16 protein-coding genes are annotated in these 17,735 nt (G+C 67.9%); 14 read left to right on the top strand and 2 right to left on the bottom strand.

Annotated features, from left to right (window positions below; translation table 11 throughout):
• Window positions 1-49 precede the first annotated feature (49 nt).
• From pyrR to pyrF, 7 genes are read left to right on the top strand one after another with little or no spacing between them, the layout of a single operon-like run.
• A complete protein-coding gene (pyrR, locus tag MJO54_RS12945; protein ID WP_046284740.1) occupies window positions 50-622 on the top strand; it encodes a bifunctional pyr operon transcriptional regulator/uracil phosphoribosyltransferase PyrR in 573 nt (190 codons plus the stop codon).
• The gene (locus MJO54_RS12940; protein WP_046284739.1) at window positions 619-1,599 is read left to right on the top strand and encodes an aspartate carbamoyltransferase catalytic subunit; all 981 of its coding nucleotides are present in this window, start codon (window positions 619-621) and stop codon (window positions 1,597-1,599) included. The genes pyrR and MJO54_RS12940 overlap by 4 nt, the downstream gene beginning before the upstream one ends.
• Window positions 1,596-2,888, top strand: coding sequence for a dihydroorotase (locus tag MJO54_RS12935; protein ID WP_046284738.1), 1,293 nt, complete (start codon window positions 1,596-1,598; stop codon window positions 2,886-2,888). Before MJO54_RS12940 ends, MJO54_RS12935 begins: the two co-directional genes overlap by 4 nt.
• Window positions 2,885-3,391: a PH-like domain-containing protein gene (locus MJO54_RS12930; protein ID WP_046284737.1), complete on the top strand. Its 507-nt coding sequence runs from the start codon at window positions 2,885-2,887 to the stop codon at window positions 3,389-3,391. Before MJO54_RS12935 ends, MJO54_RS12930 begins: the two co-directional genes overlap by 4 nt.
• Window positions 3,392-3,451: 60 nt before the next feature.
• Window positions 3,452-4,576 (top strand): glutamine-hydrolyzing carbamoyl-phosphate synthase small subunit, encoded by a 1,125-nt coding sequence (carA, locus tag MJO54_RS12925; RefSeq protein ID WP_046284736.1) that lies wholly within the window; start codon window positions 3,452-3,454, stop codon window positions 4,574-4,576.
• Window positions 4,576-7,920 carry a carbamoyl-phosphate synthase large subunit gene (gene carB, locus MJO54_RS12920; protein ID WP_240175012.1) on the top strand — a complete coding sequence of 1,115 codons (3,345 nt, stop codon included), beginning with the start codon at window positions 4,576-4,578 and terminating at the stop codon, window positions 7,918-7,920. Before carA ends, carB begins: the two co-directional genes overlap by 1 nt.
• A complete protein-coding gene (gene pyrF, locus MJO54_RS12915; RefSeq protein WP_046284734.1) occupies window positions 7,920-8,756 on the top strand; it encodes an orotidine-5'-phosphate decarboxylase in 837 nt (278 codons plus the stop codon). Before carB ends, pyrF begins: the two co-directional genes overlap by 1 nt.
• A gap of 86 nt (window positions 8,757-8,842) precedes the next feature.
• On the opposite strand, the gene MJO54_RS12910 is transcribed toward pyrF, so the two are convergent.
• Window positions 8,843-9,277 carry a hypothetical protein gene (locus tag MJO54_RS12910; protein ID WP_240175011.1) on the bottom strand — a complete coding sequence of 145 codons (435 nt, stop codon included), beginning with the start codon at window positions 9,275-9,277 and terminating at the stop codon, window positions 8,843-8,845.
• A 765-nt stretch (window positions 9,278-10,042) separates the two neighbouring features.
• Between MJO54_RS12910 and mihF the strand changes: the two genes are divergently transcribed.
• The 7 genes from mihF to metK all read left to right on the top strand — a co-directional run bounded on the left by mihF (window position 10,043) and on the right by metK (window position 16,121).
• A complete protein-coding gene (gene mihF / locus MJO54_RS12905) occupies window positions 10,043-10,360 on the top strand; it encodes an integration host factor, actinobacterial type (protein ID WP_003932123.1) in 318 nt (105 codons plus the stop codon).
• 7 nt (window positions 10,361-10,367) lie between these two features.
• Window positions 10,368-10,970, top strand: a complete 603-nt coding sequence (gene gmk / locus MJO54_RS12900; RefSeq protein ID WP_064889832.1) for a guanylate kinase — start codon at window positions 10,368-10,370, stop codon at window positions 10,968-10,970.
• 67 nt (window positions 10,971-11,037) lie between these two features.
• Window positions 11,038-11,358, top strand: coding sequence for a DNA-directed RNA polymerase subunit omega (rpoZ, locus tag MJO54_RS12895; protein WP_046285309.1), 321 nt, complete (start codon window positions 11,038-11,040; stop codon window positions 11,356-11,358).
• Window positions 11,359-11,386: 28 nt separating this feature from the next.
• Window positions 11,387-12,634 carry a bifunctional phosphopantothenoylcysteine decarboxylase/phosphopantothenate--cysteine ligase CoaBC gene (gene coaBC, locus MJO54_RS12890; RefSeq protein ID WP_046285310.1) on the top strand — a complete coding sequence of 416 codons (1,248 nt, stop codon included), beginning with the start codon at window positions 11,387-11,389 and terminating at the stop codon, window positions 12,632-12,634.
• A 104-nt stretch (window positions 12,635-12,738) separates the two neighbouring features.
• Window positions 12,739-14,097 carry a hydroxysqualene dehydroxylase HpnE gene (gene hpnE / locus MJO54_RS12885; RefSeq protein ID WP_046285311.1) on the top strand — a complete coding sequence of 453 codons (1,359 nt, stop codon included), beginning with the start codon at window positions 12,739-12,741 and terminating at the stop codon, window positions 14,095-14,097.
• A 26-nt stretch (window positions 14,098-14,123) separates the two neighbouring features.
• The gene (locus MJO54_RS12880; protein WP_046285323.1) at window positions 14,124-14,708 is read left to right on the top strand and encodes a TetR/AcrR family transcriptional regulator; all 585 of its coding nucleotides are present in this window, start codon (window positions 14,124-14,126) and stop codon (window positions 14,706-14,708) included.
• A gap of 201 nt (window positions 14,709-14,909) precedes the next feature.
• Window positions 14,910-16,121 carry a methionine adenosyltransferase gene (gene metK / locus MJO54_RS12875; protein ID WP_046285324.1) on the top strand — a complete coding sequence of 404 codons (1,212 nt, stop codon included), beginning with the start codon at window positions 14,910-14,912 and terminating at the stop codon, window positions 16,119-16,121.
• Between the two features lie 76 nt (window positions 16,122-16,197).
• Here the strand turns inward: metK and MJO54_RS12870 are convergent, their stop codons facing one another.
• Entirely contained in the window at window positions 16,198-17,682 is a 1,485-nt protein-coding gene (locus MJO54_RS12870; protein WP_064889826.1) for a flavin-containing monooxygenase, read from the bottom strand.
• Window positions 17,683-17,735 lie beyond the last annotated feature (53 nt).

Below are 17,735 nucleotides of genomic sequence, written 5' to 3'. Positions count from 1 at the left end.
CTTTAACGATCCGTCCTGCGAGGCGGAGAAGGAGGTCCTGCGGTTTCGCATGGGCGCTGCCGGTAATTCCAGCACCGACCGGGAATTGATGTCCTCGGCGGACGTAGGTCGCACCGTTTCTCGGATCGCGCATCAGATCATCGAGAAGACGGCTTTAGACGACCCCGATAGAGCTAATGCCCCGCGCGTCGTGTTGTTGGGTATTCCCACCCGCGGTGTCACCCTGGCCCAGCGGCTGGCCGCCAAGATCAGCGAATTCTGTGGTGTCGATGTCGCGCACGGCGCGCTGGACATCACCTTGTACCGCGACGACCTGATGCGGCAGCCTCCGCGGCCCCTGGAGCCCACCTCGATTCCGGCAGGCGGCATCGACGACGCGTGCGTGATCCTGGTCGATGACGTGCTCTTCGCCGGCCGATCGGTACGGGCCGCACTGGACGCGCTGCGCGACGTGGGCCGGCCCCGGATCGTGCAGCTGGCCGTGTTGGTGGACCGCGGCCACCGCGAACTGCCGGTGCGCGCCGACTACGTCGGCAAGAACGTGCCGACCGCCCGCGGCGAAAGCGTGCACGTACTACTGGCTGAACACGACGGTCGCGACCAGGTGGTGATTACCCGATGAGCACCAGGCATCTGCTGGCAGCCGGCGACTTGAGCCGCGATGAGGCCACCGCGATCCTCGACGACGCCGACCGCTTCGCTCAGGCGCTGGTGGGGCGCGAGGTCAAAAAGCTGCCCACCCTGCGCGGGCGCACCGTGATCACCATGTTCTACGAGAACTCCACCCGGACCCGGGTCTCCTTCGAGGTGGCCGGCAAGTGGATGAGCGCCGATGTGATCAACGTGTCCGCGTCGGGATCCTCGGTCAACAAGGGGGAGTCGCTGCGCGACACCGCGTTCACCTTGCGGGCCGCCGGCGCCGACGCGCTGATCATCCGTCACCCGGCTTCGGGTGCGGCACACCTGCTCTCGGAGTGGACCGGAGCCGCCGAAGACGGCGGTCCGGCGGTGATCAACGCCGGTGACGGCACCCACGAACACCCCACCCAGGCATTGCTCGACGCCCTGACTGTGCGCCAGCGCCTCGGCGGCATCGAGGGCCGCCGCGTCGTCATCGTCGGCGACATCGTGCACAGCCGGGTGGCCCGCTCCAACGTGAGCCTGCTGTCGACGCTGGGCGCCGAGGTGGTGCTGGTGGCCCCGCCGACCCTGCTACCGGTCGGGGTGGCCGACTGGCCGGTGAGGGTCTCGCATGACTTCGATGCCGAGTTGCCGGCCGCCGACGCGGTGCTGATGCTGCGGGTGCAGGCCGAACGGATGACCGGCGGATTCTTCCCGTCGACGCGGGAGTACTCGGTGCGCTACGGGCTGAGCGAGAAGCGCCGGGCGATGCTGCCCGACCACGCGGTGGTACTGCATCCCGGGCCGATGCTGCGCGGCATGGAAATCTCCTCGTCGGTGGCCGACTCGTCGCAATCGGCGGTGCTGCAACAGGTTTCCAACGGGGTACATGTGCGTATGGCGGTGCTGTTTCACCTGCTGGTGGGCAGCGAATCCGCGTCGGGCGCCGGGTCGGTTGGAGAGGAAGCAGCGTTGTGAGCGTGCTGATCCGCGGTGTGCGGTGTTACGGCGAAGGCGACCAGGTCGACGTCCTGGTCGAAGGCGGTCAGATCACGCAGATCGGTACCGGCCTGGCTGTTCCGGACGAGTGCGAGATCATCGACGCGCCCGGGCAGGTGTTGCTCCCGGGCTTCGTCGACCTGCACACCCATCTGCGTGAACCGGGACGCGAATACGCCGAGGACATCGAAACCGGCTCGGCGGCGGCGGCCCTGGGCGGCTACACCGCGGTATTCGCGATGGCCAACACCGATCCGGTGGCCGACTCCCCGGTGGTCACCGATCATGTCTGGGCGCGCGGGCAGCAGATCGGCCTGGTCGACGTGCACCCGGTCGGCGCCGTCACGGTCGGACTGGGCGGCACGCAGCTGACGGAGATGGGCATGATGGCCGCCGGTACCGCCGGTGTTCGGATGTTCTCCGACGACGGTGTCTGTGTGGACCACCCCCTGGTGATGCGACGCGCACTGGAGTACGCGACCGGACTGGGGGTGTTGATCGCTCAGCACGCCGAGGAGCCGCGGCTGACGGTCGGCTCGGTGGCCCACGAGGGGCCCAACGCCGCAAGGCTGGGCCTGGCCGGCTGGCCGCGCGTCGCCGAAGAGTCGATCGTGGCCCGGGACGTCCTGCTGGCCCGCGACGCCGGCGCCCGACTGCACATCTGCCATGCATCCACCGCCGGTACGGTCGAGCTCCTCAAATGGGCTAAGGCGCAAGGTATCTCGGTGACCGCCGAGGTCACCCCGCATCACCTGATGCTCGATGACAGCCGGCTCGCCGACTACGACGGAATGAACCGGGTCAACCCGCCGCTGCGCGAGGCCTCCGACACTGAGGCGCTGCGCCAGGCATTGGCCGACGGCGTGATCGACTGCGTGGCTACCGATCACGCACCGCACGCCGACCACGAGAAGACCTGCGAATTCGCCTCGGCCCGGCCCGGGATGTTGGGCCTGCAGACCGCACTGTCGGTGGTGGTGGCCACCATGGTGCAGACCGGCCTGTTGAGCTGGCGCGATGTGGCCCGGGTGATGAGCGAGCGGCCGGCCCAGATCGTCGGCCTGCCCGACCAGGGCCGTCCACTGGAGGTGGGCGAGCCGGCCAACCTGACCGTCATCGATCCCGACACCACCTGGGTGGTCACCGGTGCGCAGCTGGCGAGCCGCTCGGACAACACCCCTTATGAAGAGATGATCCTGCCCGCGACCGTCACCGCGACCCTGCTGCGCGGCCGGATCACCGCCCGGGACGGGAAGAGCCCGGCATGAACACCCCCACGTTGATCGGCTCGCTGGTCTTCGCTTTTCTGCTGGTGGTGCTGATCGGCGTGGTGATCCGATTGATGATGCGCGGCTGGCGCCGCCGCGGCCAGCTGCAGGACGCGCTGATCGGGACACTGCCGATGGTGCCCGACACGGTGGGGTCGCCCACCGTGGCCGCCACCCGCGGGCAGTATCTGGGGTGCACGCTGGCGCCGAAGTGGAACGACCGGGTGGTGGTCGGCGACCTGGGTTATCGCACCAAGGCGGTGCTGACCCGCTACCCCGAGGGAATCATGGTGCAGCGCAGCGGCGCCCGGCCGATCTGGATCCCCGCAGACGCGGTGATCGCGGTCCGCACCGAACGCGGCATCGCCGGACGCGCTATTCCTACCCGAAACCACGACGGGGTGCTGGCGATCCGCTGGCGACTGCCGTCGGGCACCGAGATAGACACCGGCTTCCGCGCGGACGACCGCGCAGAGCACAGCCGCTGGTTAGAAGAAAAGTGAAGACGAGTGACGGAAGCGCCGCGACGATGCAGAGCGCAGCGATGAGGAGGAGTGGCGCAAGTGAGTAACGCGCGAGCGGTGCTGGTGCTTGAGGACGGCCGGACGTTCACAGGAACACCGTTCGGGGCCGTGGGACAGACCCTGGGCGAGGCGGTGTTCTCCACCGGGATGTCCGGCTACCAGGAGACCCTGACCGACCCCAGTTACCACCGGCAGATCGTGGTGGCCACCGCCCCGCAGATCGGCAACACCGGCTGGAACCGCGAGGACGGGGAGAGCCGCGACGAGAAGATCTGGGTGGCGGGCTACGTGGTGCGCGACCCGTCGCCGCGGGCATCGAACTGGCGGGCCACCGGAACCCTCGACGACGAGCTGGTACGCCAGGGCATCGTCGGTATCGCCGGCGTTGACACCCGGACCATCGTGCGCCACCTGCGCAATCACGGCTCGATGAAGGCCGGGGTGTTCTCCGGTGACGCGCTGGCATCACCGGACGAGCTGGTGACCCGGGTCCGCGAGCAGCCGTCGATGCTCGGCGCCGACCTCGCCGGCCAGGTCAGCACCGAGGCGGGATACGTGGTGGAACCCGATGGCGCACACCGGTTCACCATCGCCGCGCTGGACCTGGGCATCAAGACCAACACGCCCCGAAACTTCTCGCGGCGCGGAATCCGCAGCCACGTACTGCCGTCCTCGGTGGACTTCGCACAGATCGCCGACCTGAAGCCCGACGGGGTGTTTCTGTCCAATGGGCCCGGGGACCCGGCCACCGCCGATCGGATGGTGGCGTTGACCCGCGAGGTGCTCGGCGCCGGAATTCCGCTGTTCGGAATCTGTTTCGGAAACCAGATCCTGGGCCGGGCGCTGGGCCTGAACACCTACAAGATGACGTTCGGCCACCGCGGCATCAACATCCCGGTGATCGACCACGCCACCGGCCGGGTAGCGGTGACCGCGCAGAACCATGGCTTCGCATTAGAGGGCGAAGCAGGCCAGCGCTTTGACACCGACTTCGGCCCGGCGGTGGTCAGCCACACCTGCGCCAACGACGGAGTCGTCGAGGGCGTCAAGCTCGCCGACGGCCGGGCGTTCTCGGTGCAGTACCACCCGGAAGCCGCGGCCGGACCGCATGACGCGGAATACCTGTTCGACCAGTTCGTCGACCTGATGGCAGGGGAGAAGTAATGCCGCGCCGTAGTGACCTGCGCCATGTTCTGGTGATCGGCTCCGGGCCGATCGTGATCGGACAGGCCTGCGAATTCGACTATTCGGGAACCCAGGCCTGCCGGGTGCTCAAGGCCGAAGGCCTGCAGGTGAGCCTGGTCAACTCCAATCCGGCCACCATCATGACCGACCCCGAATACGCCGACAACACCTACGTCGAGCCCATCACCTGGGAGTTCGTCGAAAAGGTGCTCGCCCAGCAGGCCGAGCGCGGCAACAAGGTCGATGCCCTGCTGGCCACCCTGGGCGGGCAGACCGCGCTCAACACCGCGGTGGCGCTGCACGAGCACGGGGTGCTGGAGCGGTACGGCGTCGAACTGATCGGCGCCGACTTCGAGGCCATCCAGCGTGGCGAGGACCGCCAGCAGTTCAAGGACATCGTCGCCAAGGTCGGCGGCGAGTCGGCGCGTTCCAGGGTCTGCTACACCATGGACGAGGTCACCGAGACCGTCGCCGAACTAGGCCTGCCGGTCGTCGTTCGCCCCTCGTTCACCATGGGTGGCTTGGGATCCGGGCTGGCGGCCAGCCTCGACGAGGTGGCGCGGATGGCCGGCGACGGCCTCGCCGCCTCGCCGACCGCCAACGTCCTGATCGAGGAATCCATCTACGGGTGGAAAGAATTCGAGCTCGAGTTGATGCGCGACGGCAACGACAACGTCGTGGTGGTCTGCTCGATCGAGAACGTTGACCCGATGGGCGTGCACACTGGTGATTCGGTGACCGTCGCCCCGGCGATGACGCTGACCGACCGGGAATACCAGAAGATGCGCGACCTGGGCATCGCGATCCTGCGCGAGGTCGGGGTGGACACCGGCGGCTGCAACATCCAGTTCGCGGTCAACCCGAAAGACGGCCGGCTCATCGTGATCGAGATGAACCCGCGAGTCTCGCGATCCTCTGCGCTGGCGTCGAAGGCCACCGGCTTCCCGATCGCCAAGATCGCTGCCAAGCTGGCCATCGGCTACACCCTCGACGAGATCATCAACGACATCACCAAAGAGACCCCGGCCTGCTTCGAGCCGGCGCTGGACTACGTGGTGGTCAAGGCACCACGCTTCGCGTTCGAGAAGTTCCCTGGCGCCGACCCGCGCCTGACCACCACCATGAAGTCGGTGGGCGAAGCGATGTCGTTGGGCCGCAACTTCATCGAGTCGCTCGGCAAGGTGATGCGCTCGCTGGAGACCGACCGGGCCGGGTTCTGGACCAAACCCGACCCCGAGGAAGACTCGGCCGCCGCAGCGCTGGAACGGTTGCGGGTGCCCACCGAAGGCCGGCTCTACGACATCGAGCTGGCCCTGCGGCAGGGCGCCAGTGTGGAAGCGGTCGCCGAAGCCTCCGGGGTGGACCCGTGGTTCGTTGAGCAGATCAACGGCCTGGTGGCGCTGCGCACCGAGGTCGTCGACACCCCGGTGCTCGACGCGGACCTGCTGCGGCGCTGCAAATACAGCGGCCTGTCCGATCACCAGATCGCCGTGTTGCGCCCGGAGTTGGCCGGCGAGGACGGGGTGCGGCTGCTGCGGGATCGGCTGGGCATTCATCCGGTGTTCAAGACCGTCGACACCTGCGCCGCGGAATTCGAGTCCAAGACGCCGTATCACTACAGCACGTTCGAGCTCGACCCCGCCGCCGAGACCGAGGTGGCGGCCCAGGACGTCAAACCCAAGGTGCTCATCCTGGGTTCTGGGCCCAACCGGATCGGCCAGGGCATCGAGTTCGACTACAGCTGCGTGCATGCCGCGACCACCTTGAGCCAGGCCGGGTTCGAGACGGTGATGATCAACTGCAACCCCGAGACGGTGTCCACCGACTACGACACCGCCGACCGGCTCTACTTCGAACCGTTGACGTTCGAGGACGTGCTCGAGGTGTACTACGCCGAGCAGCAGTCCGGGCAGGGTGGCCCCGGGGTCGTCGGCGTGATCGTCCAGCTGGGCGGACAGACCCCGCTGCGGCTGGCCCAGCGGCTGGCCGATGCCGGCGTGCCGATCGTCGGAACCAGCCCGGAAGCCATCGATCTGGCTGAGGACCGCGGTGCGTTCGGTGACGTGTTGACCACGGCCGGTTTGCCGGCGCCCCGGTACGGCACGGCGACTACCTTCGAGCAGGCCAAGCGGATCGCCGCCGACATCGGCTACCCGGTCCTGGTGCGTCCCTCGTATGTGCTGGGCGGCCGCGGCATGGAGATCGTCTACGACGAAGAGACCCTGCACGGCTACATCACTCGGGCTACCCAGCTGTCACCGGAGCACCCGGTGCTGGTCGACCGGTTCCTCGAAGACGCCATCGAGATCGACGTCGATGCGCTGTGCGACGGCACCGAGGTCTACATCGGCGGCATCATGGAACACATCGAAGAAGCCGGCATCCACTCCGGTGACTCGGCCTGCGCGCTGCCGCCGGTGACGCTGGGGCGCAGCGACATCGAAAAGGTGCGGCGGGCCACCGAGGCCATCGCTCATGGCGTCGGGGTGGTGGGGCTGCTCAATGTGCAGTTCGCCCTCAAAGACGACGTGCTCTACGTCCTGGAGGCCAATCCGCGGGCCAGCCGCACGGTCCCGTTCGTGTCCAAGGCCACCGCGGTGCCGCTGGCCAAGGCCTGTGCGCGCGTCATGCTGGGCACCACGATCGCCGAGCTGCGATCCGAGGGCCTGTTGGCCGCGTCGGGGGACGGGGCCACCGTCGGCCCGAACGCCCCCATCGCGGTCAAGGAGGCCGTGCTGCCGTTCCACCGCTTCCGTCGCGCGGACGGCTCGGGCATCGACTCGCTCCTCGGCCCGGAGATGAAGTCCACCGGTGAGGTGATGGGCATCGACCGCGACTTCGGCACCGCGTTCGCCAAGAGTCAGACCGCCGCTTACGGGTCGCTGCCGGCTCAGGGCACGGTGTTCGTGTCGGTGGCCAACCACGACAAGCGGTCGCTGGTGTTTCCGGTCAAACGGCTCGCCGACTTGGGCTTCCGGGTCCTGGCCACCGAGGGGACCGCGGAGATGCTGCGGCGCAACGGTATTCCGTGCGACGTGGTACGCAAGAATTTCGAGGAGCCCAGTCCGCAGCGCCCGGAGCTGACCGCGGTGGACGCGATCCGGGCCGGGGAGGTGGACCTGGTGATCAACACCCCGTACGGCAACTCCGGTCCGCGGGTGGACGGCTACGAGATCCGTTCGGCAGCGGTCAGCGTGAACATCCCGTGCATCACCACTGTTCAGGGTGCGGCCGCGGCGGTGCAGGGCATCGAGGCCGGCATCCGGGGCGATATCGGGGTGCGCTCCTTGCAGGAACTGCACAGCACGCTCGGCGGGCAGTAGTGGTACCGGGGTTCGGCGCGCGCCTGGCCGAAGCGACGGCGGCCCGCGGGCCCCTGTGTCTGGGCATCGATCCGCACCCCGAACTGCTGGCGGCGTGGGGCCTGCCCGCGACGCCCGACGGGCTGGCGGCGTTCAGCGAGACCTGCGTGACGGCGTTCGCCGGCTTCGCGGTGGTCAAGCCGCAGGTGGCGTTCTTCGAGGCCTATGGGTCGGCCGGCTTCGCGGTGCTGGAGCGCACCATCGCGGCGCTGCGCGAGGCCGGTGTGTTGGTGCTCGCCGACGCCAAGCGCGGCGACATCGGCTCGACCATGGCCGCCTACGCCGCTGCCTGGGCCGGACCGTCGCCGTTGGCGGCGGATGCGGTGACGGCGTCGCCCTACCTGGGCTTCGGGTCCCTGGAACCGCTGCTGGAGACCGCGGCACAGCACCGGCGCGGAGTGTTCGTGTTGGCCGCCACCTCCAATCCCGAGGGCGCGAGCGTGCAACGTGCCCAGGGCGGGGACGGCCGCACTGTGGCGCAGGCGATCGTCGACGCCGCCGCAGCAGCCAATCGGGCCGACAATGCGGCCGGTTTGGGTTCGATCGGCGTGGTGGTGGGCGCCACGCTGCGTGAGGTGCCCGATCTGAGTGCCCTGGGCGGGCCGGTGCTGGTGCCCGGCGTTGGGGCCCAGGGAGGGCGCCCAGAGGCCCTTGCCGGGCTGGGAGGGGCCGCTGCGGGCACGTTGCTGCCGGCGGTCTCGCGTGAGGTGCTGCGCGCCGGCCCGGACGCCGGTGCGCTGCGTGCCGCGGCGGAGCGGCTGCGGGACACCGTGGCCTATCTGGCCGCCGCGGGATAGCTCCGGCGACCCAGCGAGGTCCCCTCCACACAACAGGGCCTGCGGGACGCCCGGTCGGGGCGCCCACGCAGGCCCTGGCTTGCTGGTTACCGGCCGCCGAAGTTGACGCCGCCTCCGGTGTTGGCGTTGTACCCGCCGCCGAAGGGCCCCATGTTGACGTTGGCGCTGTTGTTCTGGCCGCCGCCGGCGCCGATTCCATTAGGGCCGAAGTTGAAGCCGCCGTTTCTGCCGACATTCATACCGCCGCCGAAGGGCCCCATGTTGACGTTGGCGCTGTTGTTTTGGCCGCCGCCGGCGCCGATTCCATTAGGGCCGAAGTTGAAGCCGCCGTTGTTGCCGGTATTCATACCGCCGCCGAAGGGCCCCATGTTGACATTCACCCCGCCGTTGTTGCCGGCGGCGCCGTTGATTCCGTCGTTGGGATCCGCGCTGGCCGCGCCTATCCCGAATGCCCCGAGGGTCAACACCATGGACGCCGCAAGAGCCCACCGGCCAGCACGGCCCATTGTCGTCATCGCCATCAATTCCCACTTTCTCTACCGAAACGGTATTCAGCGGAAATGTTCATAGTCATACCCCCCCCATAAACACCCCCGGGTGGACCACCCACCTGGCCGGAACATTAGGCGGCTAACCCGCGCCTTCGACCGTTCAAATGTAGAAACTGCCTGAATAGTTGCTGTCAGTCCACCGGGGCTGCTGGATTCCAGTTTCTTGTCGCGCCACTGGCCTTCGCGGGGAAATAGACGGGGTTGGTGGCTACGGGCTGTCGGGCCGGCGAATCAGCGGGCCCGTGCTCCCTGGCATGACGAATTCGGGGCAGAACATGGTGGTCACCTACCGCGTCGGGATGGCGGCGCCCGCCGCGGTGGCTCCGCCAGGGGATGGCGCCGGGCGGGCCGAACCTGACCTCGACACGCCCGACACGCCGCGAGGTGCGAAGCCAATGGCATGAATGTCCGGTCACATCCCGAAGGCCACCACTGCGCCCATGGCGCGGCGTCCCATCCCGCCGACAAGAACTGGCAAAAGGCGAGGTCAGCGTGGTTTTTCGGGCTGGTTCGCCGAAGATTGCGGTTCACCTGGGGCGGGCCGAGCGATGGCGGCCGACTCAGGTTCGACGGCGCCGCGCCCAGACCCCATACGCTGGGCATTTGTAGCCGGAAACGGGGGGGTGGGGTTAGATTTCGTCAGACGGCGTGGGTACGGTCGTCGTCTCTGGCCGAAGTACCTGGCCGGGACAAGGAAAACATCGACGTTGTCGATGATGACGAGACGGAGGAATCGTGGCCCTTCCCCAGTTGACCGACGAGCAGCGCGCCGCCGCGTTGGAGAAGGCGGCGGCCGCACGTCGGGCCCGAGCGGAGCTCAAGGACCGGCTGAAGCGTGGCGGCACCAATCTCAAGCAGGTGCTCAAGGACGCCGAGACCGACGAGGTCCTTGGCAAGATGAAGGTGTCTGCGCTGCTGGAAGCGTTGCCGAAGGTCGGCAAGGTCAAGGCGCAGGAGATCATGACCGAGCTGGAGATCGCCCCCACCCGCCGGCTGCGCGGCCTGGGTGACCGGCAGCGCAAGGCGCTGCTGGAGAAGTTCGACTTCTCCTGACCCGGCAGTGAATACCGGTGGAGGACCGGACAGCGGGCACGCGGGACGCGTTGTAGTGCTGTCCGGTCCATCCGCGGTCGGTAAGTCGAGCGTGGTCCGGTGCCTGCGGGAGCGGGTACCGGACTTGTATTTCAGTGTGTCGGCCACCACCCGGGCACCCAGGCCCGGGGAGGTGGACGGCGTCGACTACCGATTTGTTTCGCCGGCCGAGTTCGACCGGCTAGTTGAGAAAAATGAGCTGCTGGAGTGGGCCGATATCCACGGCGGCCTGCAGCGCTCAGGTACTCCGGCGGCCCCCGTCATCGACGCCACCCGCTCCGGCCGGCCCGTTCTGATCGAGGTCGACCTGGCCGGGGCCCGGGCCATCAAGCAGGCCCTTCCGGAGGCTGTGACGGTGTTTCTGGCCCCGCCGGACTGGGAGACGCTGCAGGCCAGACTGGCCGGCCGCGGCACCGAATCCGCAGAGGTCATGGAACGCCGATTGGCCACCGCACGCACCGAGTTGGCGGCGCAGGGAGACTTCGACGCCATCGTGGTCAACGGTCGATTGGAAACAGCCTGCTCAGAATTGGTATCCTTGCTGGTGGATACCGCACCGGGCGCGGTCTGATTTACCCGGACAACAACCAGCAGGCGCGACCCGCCCCCAGCCAAACAGCTTCAGGAGATTGTCTTAAGTGAGTACCTCGCAGACCGACTCGGCCGTGGTGACCGACGCCGAGGAGTTCGATCCGGCCTCGATCGGCGGTTATGACACGCCCCTCGGCATCACCAACCCGCCCATCGATGAGCTGCTGCAGCGGGCGTCGAGCAAGTACGCGCTGGTGATCTACGCGGCCAAGCGGGCGCGGCAGATCAACGACTACTACAACCAGCTCGGTGAGGGCATCCTCGAGTACGTCGGGCCGCTGGTCGAGCCTGGCCTGCAGGAGAAGCCGCTGTCGATCGCGCTGCGCGAGATCCACGGCGACCTGCTCGAATACACCGAAGGCGAGTAGCCGGAGCCGGGCAGGACGGGTCATACCGGTGGGCCAGAAACGGGTCGTCGTCGGTGTCTCCGGAGGCATCGCCGCATACAAGGCGTGCACCGTCGTCCGACAGCTGGCCGAGGCGGGCCATTCGGTTCGCGTCGTCCCGACCGAGTCCGCCCTGAGGTTTGTCGGGGCAGCCACCTTCGAGGCGCTCTCGGGCCAACCGGTCGACACCGGGGTCTTCGACGACGTGCCCCGCGTGCCCCATGTGGCGATCGGCCAGCAGGCCGACTTGGTGGTGGTGGCACCGGCCACCGCTGACCTGTTGGCCCGGGCAGTGGCCGGTCGCGCCGACGATTTGCTGACCGCCACCCTGCTCACCGCCCGCTGTCCGGTGCTGTTCGCCCCGGCCATGCATACCGAGATGTGGCAGCATCCGGCCACCGTCGCCAATGTCGCGACGCTGCGGGAACGCGGCGCGGTCGTCCTTGAGCCCGCATCGGGCCGGCTGACCGGCGCCGACACCGGCCCGGGCCGGCTGCCCGAGGCCGAAGAGATCAACACCTTCGCGTCGCTGCTGCTGGAGCGCGCCGACGCATTGCCGCACGACCTGGCCGGGCGGAAGGTCCTGGTGACCGCAGGCGGCACCCGCGAGCCGATCGACCCGGTCCGCTTCATCGGTAACCGCAGTTCGGGCAAGCAGGGCTACGCCGTGGCCCGGGTGGCGGCCCAGCGTGGTGCCGAGGTCACCCTGATCGCCGCGCACACCGCGGGGCTGATCGACCCGGCCGGCGTCCACGTGGTGCACGTCAGCTCGGCCCAGCAACTGCATGATGCGGTGTCCAAGCATGCCCCCGAGGCGCACGTGTTGGTGATGGCCGCGGCTGTCGCCGACTTCCGTCCGGTGCGGGTCGCGCAGGCCAAGATCAAGAAGGGCCCCGACAGCGCGGGGGAGCCGACCATCGAGCTGGTCCGCAACGACGACGTGCTGGCCGGCGCGGTGCGTGCCCGCACGGACGGGCAGCTGCCCAATATGCGGGCCATTGTCGGCTTCGCCGCCGAGACGGGTGACGAGAACGGCGACGTGCTGTTCCACGCCCGGGCCAAGCTGCGCCGCAAGGGCTGTGACCTGTTGGTGGTCAACGCGGTCGGGGACGGGCGGGCATTCGAGGTCGACCACAACGACGGGTGGCTGTTGGCCGCGGACGGGACCGAGTCCGCCCTGGAGTCGGGCTCCAAGACGTTGATGGCCAGCCGCATCGTGGATGCGATCGTGGCGTTCCTGGCCAGCAACCGCGGTTAGCGCGACTAAGCCCTCTGTCTGAAATCACTACTACAGCGGACCGTTGACCGCTCGTCGTCCCTGGACTAACTTTCAAATCGTAAGTTAGCCGAGAGGGGCCGGGCATGGACGATCGTCGCTACGTGGTGATCGGGGGCGGCCTGGCCGGGCTGGCCGCAGCGGTCTGGCTGGCCGAGGCCGGAAAGAAGGTGACGCTGCTGGAGCGGCGCGGGAGGCTCGGCGGACGCACCCAGGCGATGCGGGTGCAGGGGATAGCGGACCTCGCGGACAACGGTCAGCATGTGATCGCCAGCGGCTACGACCACTTGTTTCGCTACTTGACCAGTGTCGGCACCCGATCGATGGTCGAGTTTCCGACCGGTGGAACGCTGCGCTGGCCCGGCGGGGCCACCACCACCTTGGTGACCCGCGGCCTGGGCGCGGTGCGGACGCTGTTCGGGCCGCACCCCGACGCGAGCCTGTTCGACCGGCTGCGGACCGCTGCGGCGACGGTGCGTCTGACCGGCGAGGCGCTGTTCCAACCCGCTGATCTGCCCGATCTGACCACCGACCAGTGGCTGCGCCGCGTCGGGATGCCGGCTCGCGCCCGGGAGGCCGTGTGGGACTGGCTGGCGCTCGGCATTGCCGCCGAGCCGGTGGACCGCGGTTCGGCGAAGGTCTTTGCCGATGTCCTGGCCACCGGAATCCGACTCGGGCTGCGCCACCGCAGTGCGGTGACGATCGGCTATCCCACCACCGATCTCGACACGCTCTATATCTCCGGCGCGCTCGCCGTTTTCGACCGACTTGGTGTCGAGGTGCGTTACCGCGCAGTCGCTCGGCGAATCGTTTTGGAGGGCAATGCCGTTCGTGCCGTGCAATTGGCAGACGGCACGGAGGTGGCGGCGGACGCGGTGGTGTGTGCCGTGCCCAACTCGAATATCGCCGGCTTGCTCGATGATCTGCCCGAGCACGCCGAAATTTACGCCGCTGCAGAAAAATTGCACTACACACCGATCGTCAGTACCAACCTCTACCTGGACCGGCCATTGGGCACCGAGGCGGCGATGGAATCGGTGATCGGCGGCACGGGCGTCATCGATGAGGTGTTCGACCGGCAGCGGATGCAGCGCCGCGATCCCAACGGTGCCTGGCTGTATTGCCTGACCACCAGCGGCGCGTACGAGCAGATCCACCGGTCCAACGAGCAGATCGTGGCCGAACAGATGGACATGCTGCGCCGCTACTATCCGGCCGCGGCCGAGGCGAACGTGGTGGCCGCGCAGGTGGTCAAGATGCCCAAGGCCACCTTTTCGCAGGTGGTGGGCACCGATGGGCTCCGCCCGGATCAGCGCACGTCGGTGCCGAGTCTGGTGCTCGCCGGCGACTGGACCCGTACCGATTGGTCGGCGACCATGGAGAGCGCCGCGCAGAGCGCTGCCCGCGCCGTGGAGTTACTGCTCGAGTTGCGGGCATCGACGTGAGCGCCCAGCCGGAGCCGAAGCGGCGGATGTCGGCACACGCGCGACGAATGCAGTTGCTCGACCACGCTCGCGACATCGTCGCCGCCGAGGGCTATGCCGCGGTAACGATCGACCGGGTGGCCCGCGCCGCGGAGGTGACCCGGACGGTGGTGTACCAGAACTTCGGCGATCTGGCCGGACTGATGACGGCGCTGCTGGACCGCGAATCGGCCATCGCCTTCGCTGGGATGCGCAGCGTAGAGGGTCCGCTCGACGACGACCCGGATGCACTCGGTCGCGGCATCCTGGCGTATCTGCATGCGGCGCCTACCAGTTGGCGCATCATCCTGAGTCCGCCGGCCGGCGCTCCGCCGCAGTTGGGGGCTCGCACCGAAGCGGGCCGTCGCTATGCCCGAACCATCGCCGCGGGGCGGCTCTCTCGGTTGGCGGGCTACCCGGTCGACGCCGACGGTGTGACGACACGGCTGTTGTTGTCGGCGTTGGAGGAACTGGCCCTGCTGCACCTCACCGATCCGCGGGCGCACCCGGACGACTTGGTTCTGAGTTATCTGCGGTCATTGGTCGGCTGGGCGGTTCGGGTCGAAAAGGCGACGGCGACGGCGGGACGGTAGAGTAGGCGCTCGCAGGGCCGAGTCGATCAGGTTTCTCGTCGTGGGGGATGTTGTCGAGGATTTTCTGAACGCGGGGCAGCGCAGCCATTACCCGGCCCTTGGCGCCGGGGGATGCGAACCGGGCTGCCAGGCTCTCCCGAGGACCGCACGGCTATATTAGCCCGAGCTAACTTCTTGATGGATTACCCGGAAGGCGACATTGTGAGCGAAAAGGGACGGCTGTTCACCAGTGAGTCGGTGACCGAGGGCCACCCCGACAAGATCTGTGACGCCATCAGCGACTCGGTGCTCGACGCACTGCTCGCCGATGACCCCCGTTCACGTGTTGCGGTGGAAACCCTGGTCACCACCGGCCAGGTGCACGTAGTCGGTGAGGTGACGACCAACGCCCGCGAAGCGTTCGCCAATATCACCAACACCGTGCGCGAGCGCATCCTGGAGATCGGCTACGACTCGTCGGACAAGGGCTTCGACGGCACGACCTGTGGCGTCAACATCGGGATCGGCGCACAGTCGCCCGACATCGCCCAGGGCGTCGACACCGCGCATGAAGCGCGCGTCGAGGGCGCGGCCGACCCGCTGGACTCGCAGGGCGCCGGCGACCAGGGCCTGATGTTCGGCTACGCGATCGCCGACACCCCGGAGCTGATGCCGCTGCCCATCGCGCTGGCCCACCGGCTGTCGCGGCGGCTGACCGAGGTCCGCAAGAACGGAACGCTGGACTACCTGCGCCCGGACGGCAAGACCCAGGTCACCATCGAGTACGAGGATGACGTCCCGACCCGGCTGGACACCGTGGTGATCTCCACCCAGCACGCCGAGGGCATCGACCTGGTGAAGACCCTGGACCCCGATCTCCGCGAGCACGTGATCTCCACCGTGCTGGCCGAACTCGCCCACGAGACTCTGGACTCCTCGTCGACCCGCATCCTGATCAACCCGACCGGCAACTTCGTTGTCGGCGGGCCCATGGGTGACGCTGGCCTGACCGGCCGCAAGATCATCGTTGACACCTACGGCGGCTGGGCTCGCCACGGCGGCGGCGCCTTCTCCGGCAAGGACCCGTCGAAGGTGGACCGCTCCGCCGCGTACGCGATGCGCTGGGTGGCCAAGAACATCGTCGCGGCGGGCTTGGCGCAGCGCGTCGAGGTTCAGGTGGCCTACGCCATCGGCAAGGCCGCGCCGGTCGGTCTGTTCATCGAGACCTTCGGCACCGCCACCGTCGACCCGGTCAAGATCGAGAAGATCGTGCCCGAGGTCTTCGACTTGCGCCCGGGCGCGATCGTGCGTGACCTGGACCTGCTGCGTCCGATCTACGCACCGACCGCGGCTTACGGCCACTTCGGCCGCACCGACATCGAACTGCCGTGGGAGAAGCTCGACAAGGTCGACGACCTCAAGCGCGCCATTTAATTCCGCCGAGCAGACGCATAGGCCCCCATTTCCGACCGGATTTGGGGGCCTATGCGTCTGCTCGCGCCGTAATAAATCAGGCGCTGAACCGGTAGTCGTCGAGGTCGAAGCGGCGACTGCGCCAGTAGGCCTCCACCGTGGTGGTGGGCCGCAACGGGACATCACCATGCTTGTCGAAGTAGTAGCTGTTGGCCGATTTGCAGCTGTCCTGCCAGAACACCTGCCGGTGCCGTTTGCTCATCATCTCGTCGAAGTACCGGGCGTTGGCCGCCTCCGATATCTCGATCCGGGTCGCCCCACGGTCGCGGGCGCTCGTCAGGCACCGCACGATGTGGTGGGTCTGCGCTTCGACCAGCGCGAAGTATGACGACCCGACGTAGCCGTATGGGCCGAAGACGCTGAACAGGTTGGGGAATCCGGGGATGCTGACCCCCTCGTAGGCCTGCAGCCGGTGCTCATCCCAGAACTGGGCCAGGGTCTGGCCGCCGGTCCCGGTGACGGTGAACGTAGGAATGTTGTCGCTGTCCATCACTTTGAACCCGGTGGCCAGGATCAGCACGTCGACCTCGTGGGACGTCCCGTCGGCGGTGACGATGCCGGTGGGGGTGATCCGGTCGATGGGATCAACCACCAGATGAACGTTGTCACGGTTGAACGTCGACAGGTAGGTGTTGTGGAAGCCGGGGCGCTTGCAGCCGACGGCATAGCGCGGGGTGAGCTGCTTACGCAGCTCCGGGTCGTGCACCTGCCGCCGCAGATACGCCCGCCCGGCCGACTCCATCCGCTTGGCCAGCGGAAACACCGTGAAGTACTGCGCCGCGATGGGGAAGGTCGCCTCGACGTAGGCCTGGCTGACCAGCCGCTGCAGGGACTTGCCGCCAGGTATTCGCATCGCCCAGCGAATCGGAGCAGCTAGCGGCACATCGAATTTCGGGAAACACCAGATCGGTGTCCGCTGAAACACGGTGAGCGAGGAAACCTCCGGCGCGATCTCCGGGATCACCTGCACCGCAGAGGCTCCGGTGCCGATCACCGCCACGCGCTTGCCGGTCAGGTCTAGCGAGTGGTCCCAGCGGGCGGTGTGGACCGTCACTCCGGCGAACGTGTCGACACCGGCGATGTCAGGCAGGTTCGGGGTGGTCAGCACCCCGCTCGCGTTGATCAGGAATCGCGCCGTGAGCTCGCCGGCGAAGTCCGTCTGCACCCGCCACCAGCCGTGGTCCACGTCGAACTCCGCGGCAACCACCATGGTGCCGAACCGGATTCGCGAGCGCAGACCGTACTTGTCGACGCAGTGCTCGGCGTAGGCCTTGAGCTCCCCGCCGGGCGCGTACGTGCGCGACCAGTCCGGGCTCTGCTCGAAGGAGAACTGGTAGGAGAACGACGGAATGTCCACGGCGATACCCGGATAGGTGTTCCAGTGCCAGGTGCCGCCGACCCCGTCGCCGGCTTCGATGATCACATAGTCCGTCATCCCGGCGCGGTCGAGGGTGATCGCCGCTCCGATGCCGGAGAAGCCGGCGCCGACGATCAGGATCTCGTGGTCGGGTTCCTCGCTCACGGTCCGCTCCTCGTCGCCTATGTGAATCGAGGTCGACGGTAACGCGCACGCCG

Origin of the sequence: Mycolicibacter virginiensis (assembly GCF_022374935.2) — a bacterium.
Classification (GTDB): Bacteria; Actinomycetota; Actinomycetes; order Mycobacteriales; family Mycobacteriaceae; genus Mycobacterium; species Mycobacterium virginiense.
This window is presented reverse-complemented; position numbering and strand designations above follow the sequence as displayed.

What these genes read in the sequence shown, in the direction of transcription:
- MJO54_RS12910 (WP_240175011.1), bottom strand. Translation starts at nt 9,277, where the DNA reads ATGGCGATGACGACAATGGGCCGTGCTGGCCGGTGGGCTCTTGCGGCG.
- MJO54_RS12940 (WP_046284739.1), top strand. Translation starts at nt 619, where the DNA reads ATGAGCACCAGGCATCTGCTGGCAGCCGGCGACTTGAGCCGCGATGAG.
- carB (WP_240175012.1), top strand. Translation starts at nt 4,576, where the DNA reads ATGCCGCGCCGTAGTGACCTGCGCCATGTTCTGGTGATCGGCTCCGGG.
- hpnE (WP_046285311.1), top strand. Translation starts at nt 12,739, where the DNA reads ATGGACGATCGTCGCTACGTGGTGATCGGGGGCGGCCTGGCCGGGCTG.
- MJO54_RS12880 (WP_046285323.1), top strand. Translation starts at nt 14,124, where the DNA reads ATGTCGGCACACGCGCGACGAATGCAGTTGCTCGACCACGCTCGCGAC.
- pyrR (WP_046284740.1), top strand. Translation starts at nt 50, where the DNA reads ATGGGCGCTGCCGGTAATTCCAGCACCGACCGGGAATTGATGTCCTCG.
- MJO54_RS12930 (WP_046284737.1), top strand. Translation starts at nt 2,885, where the DNA reads ATGAACACCCCCACGTTGATCGGCTCGCTGGTCTTCGCTTTTCTGCTG.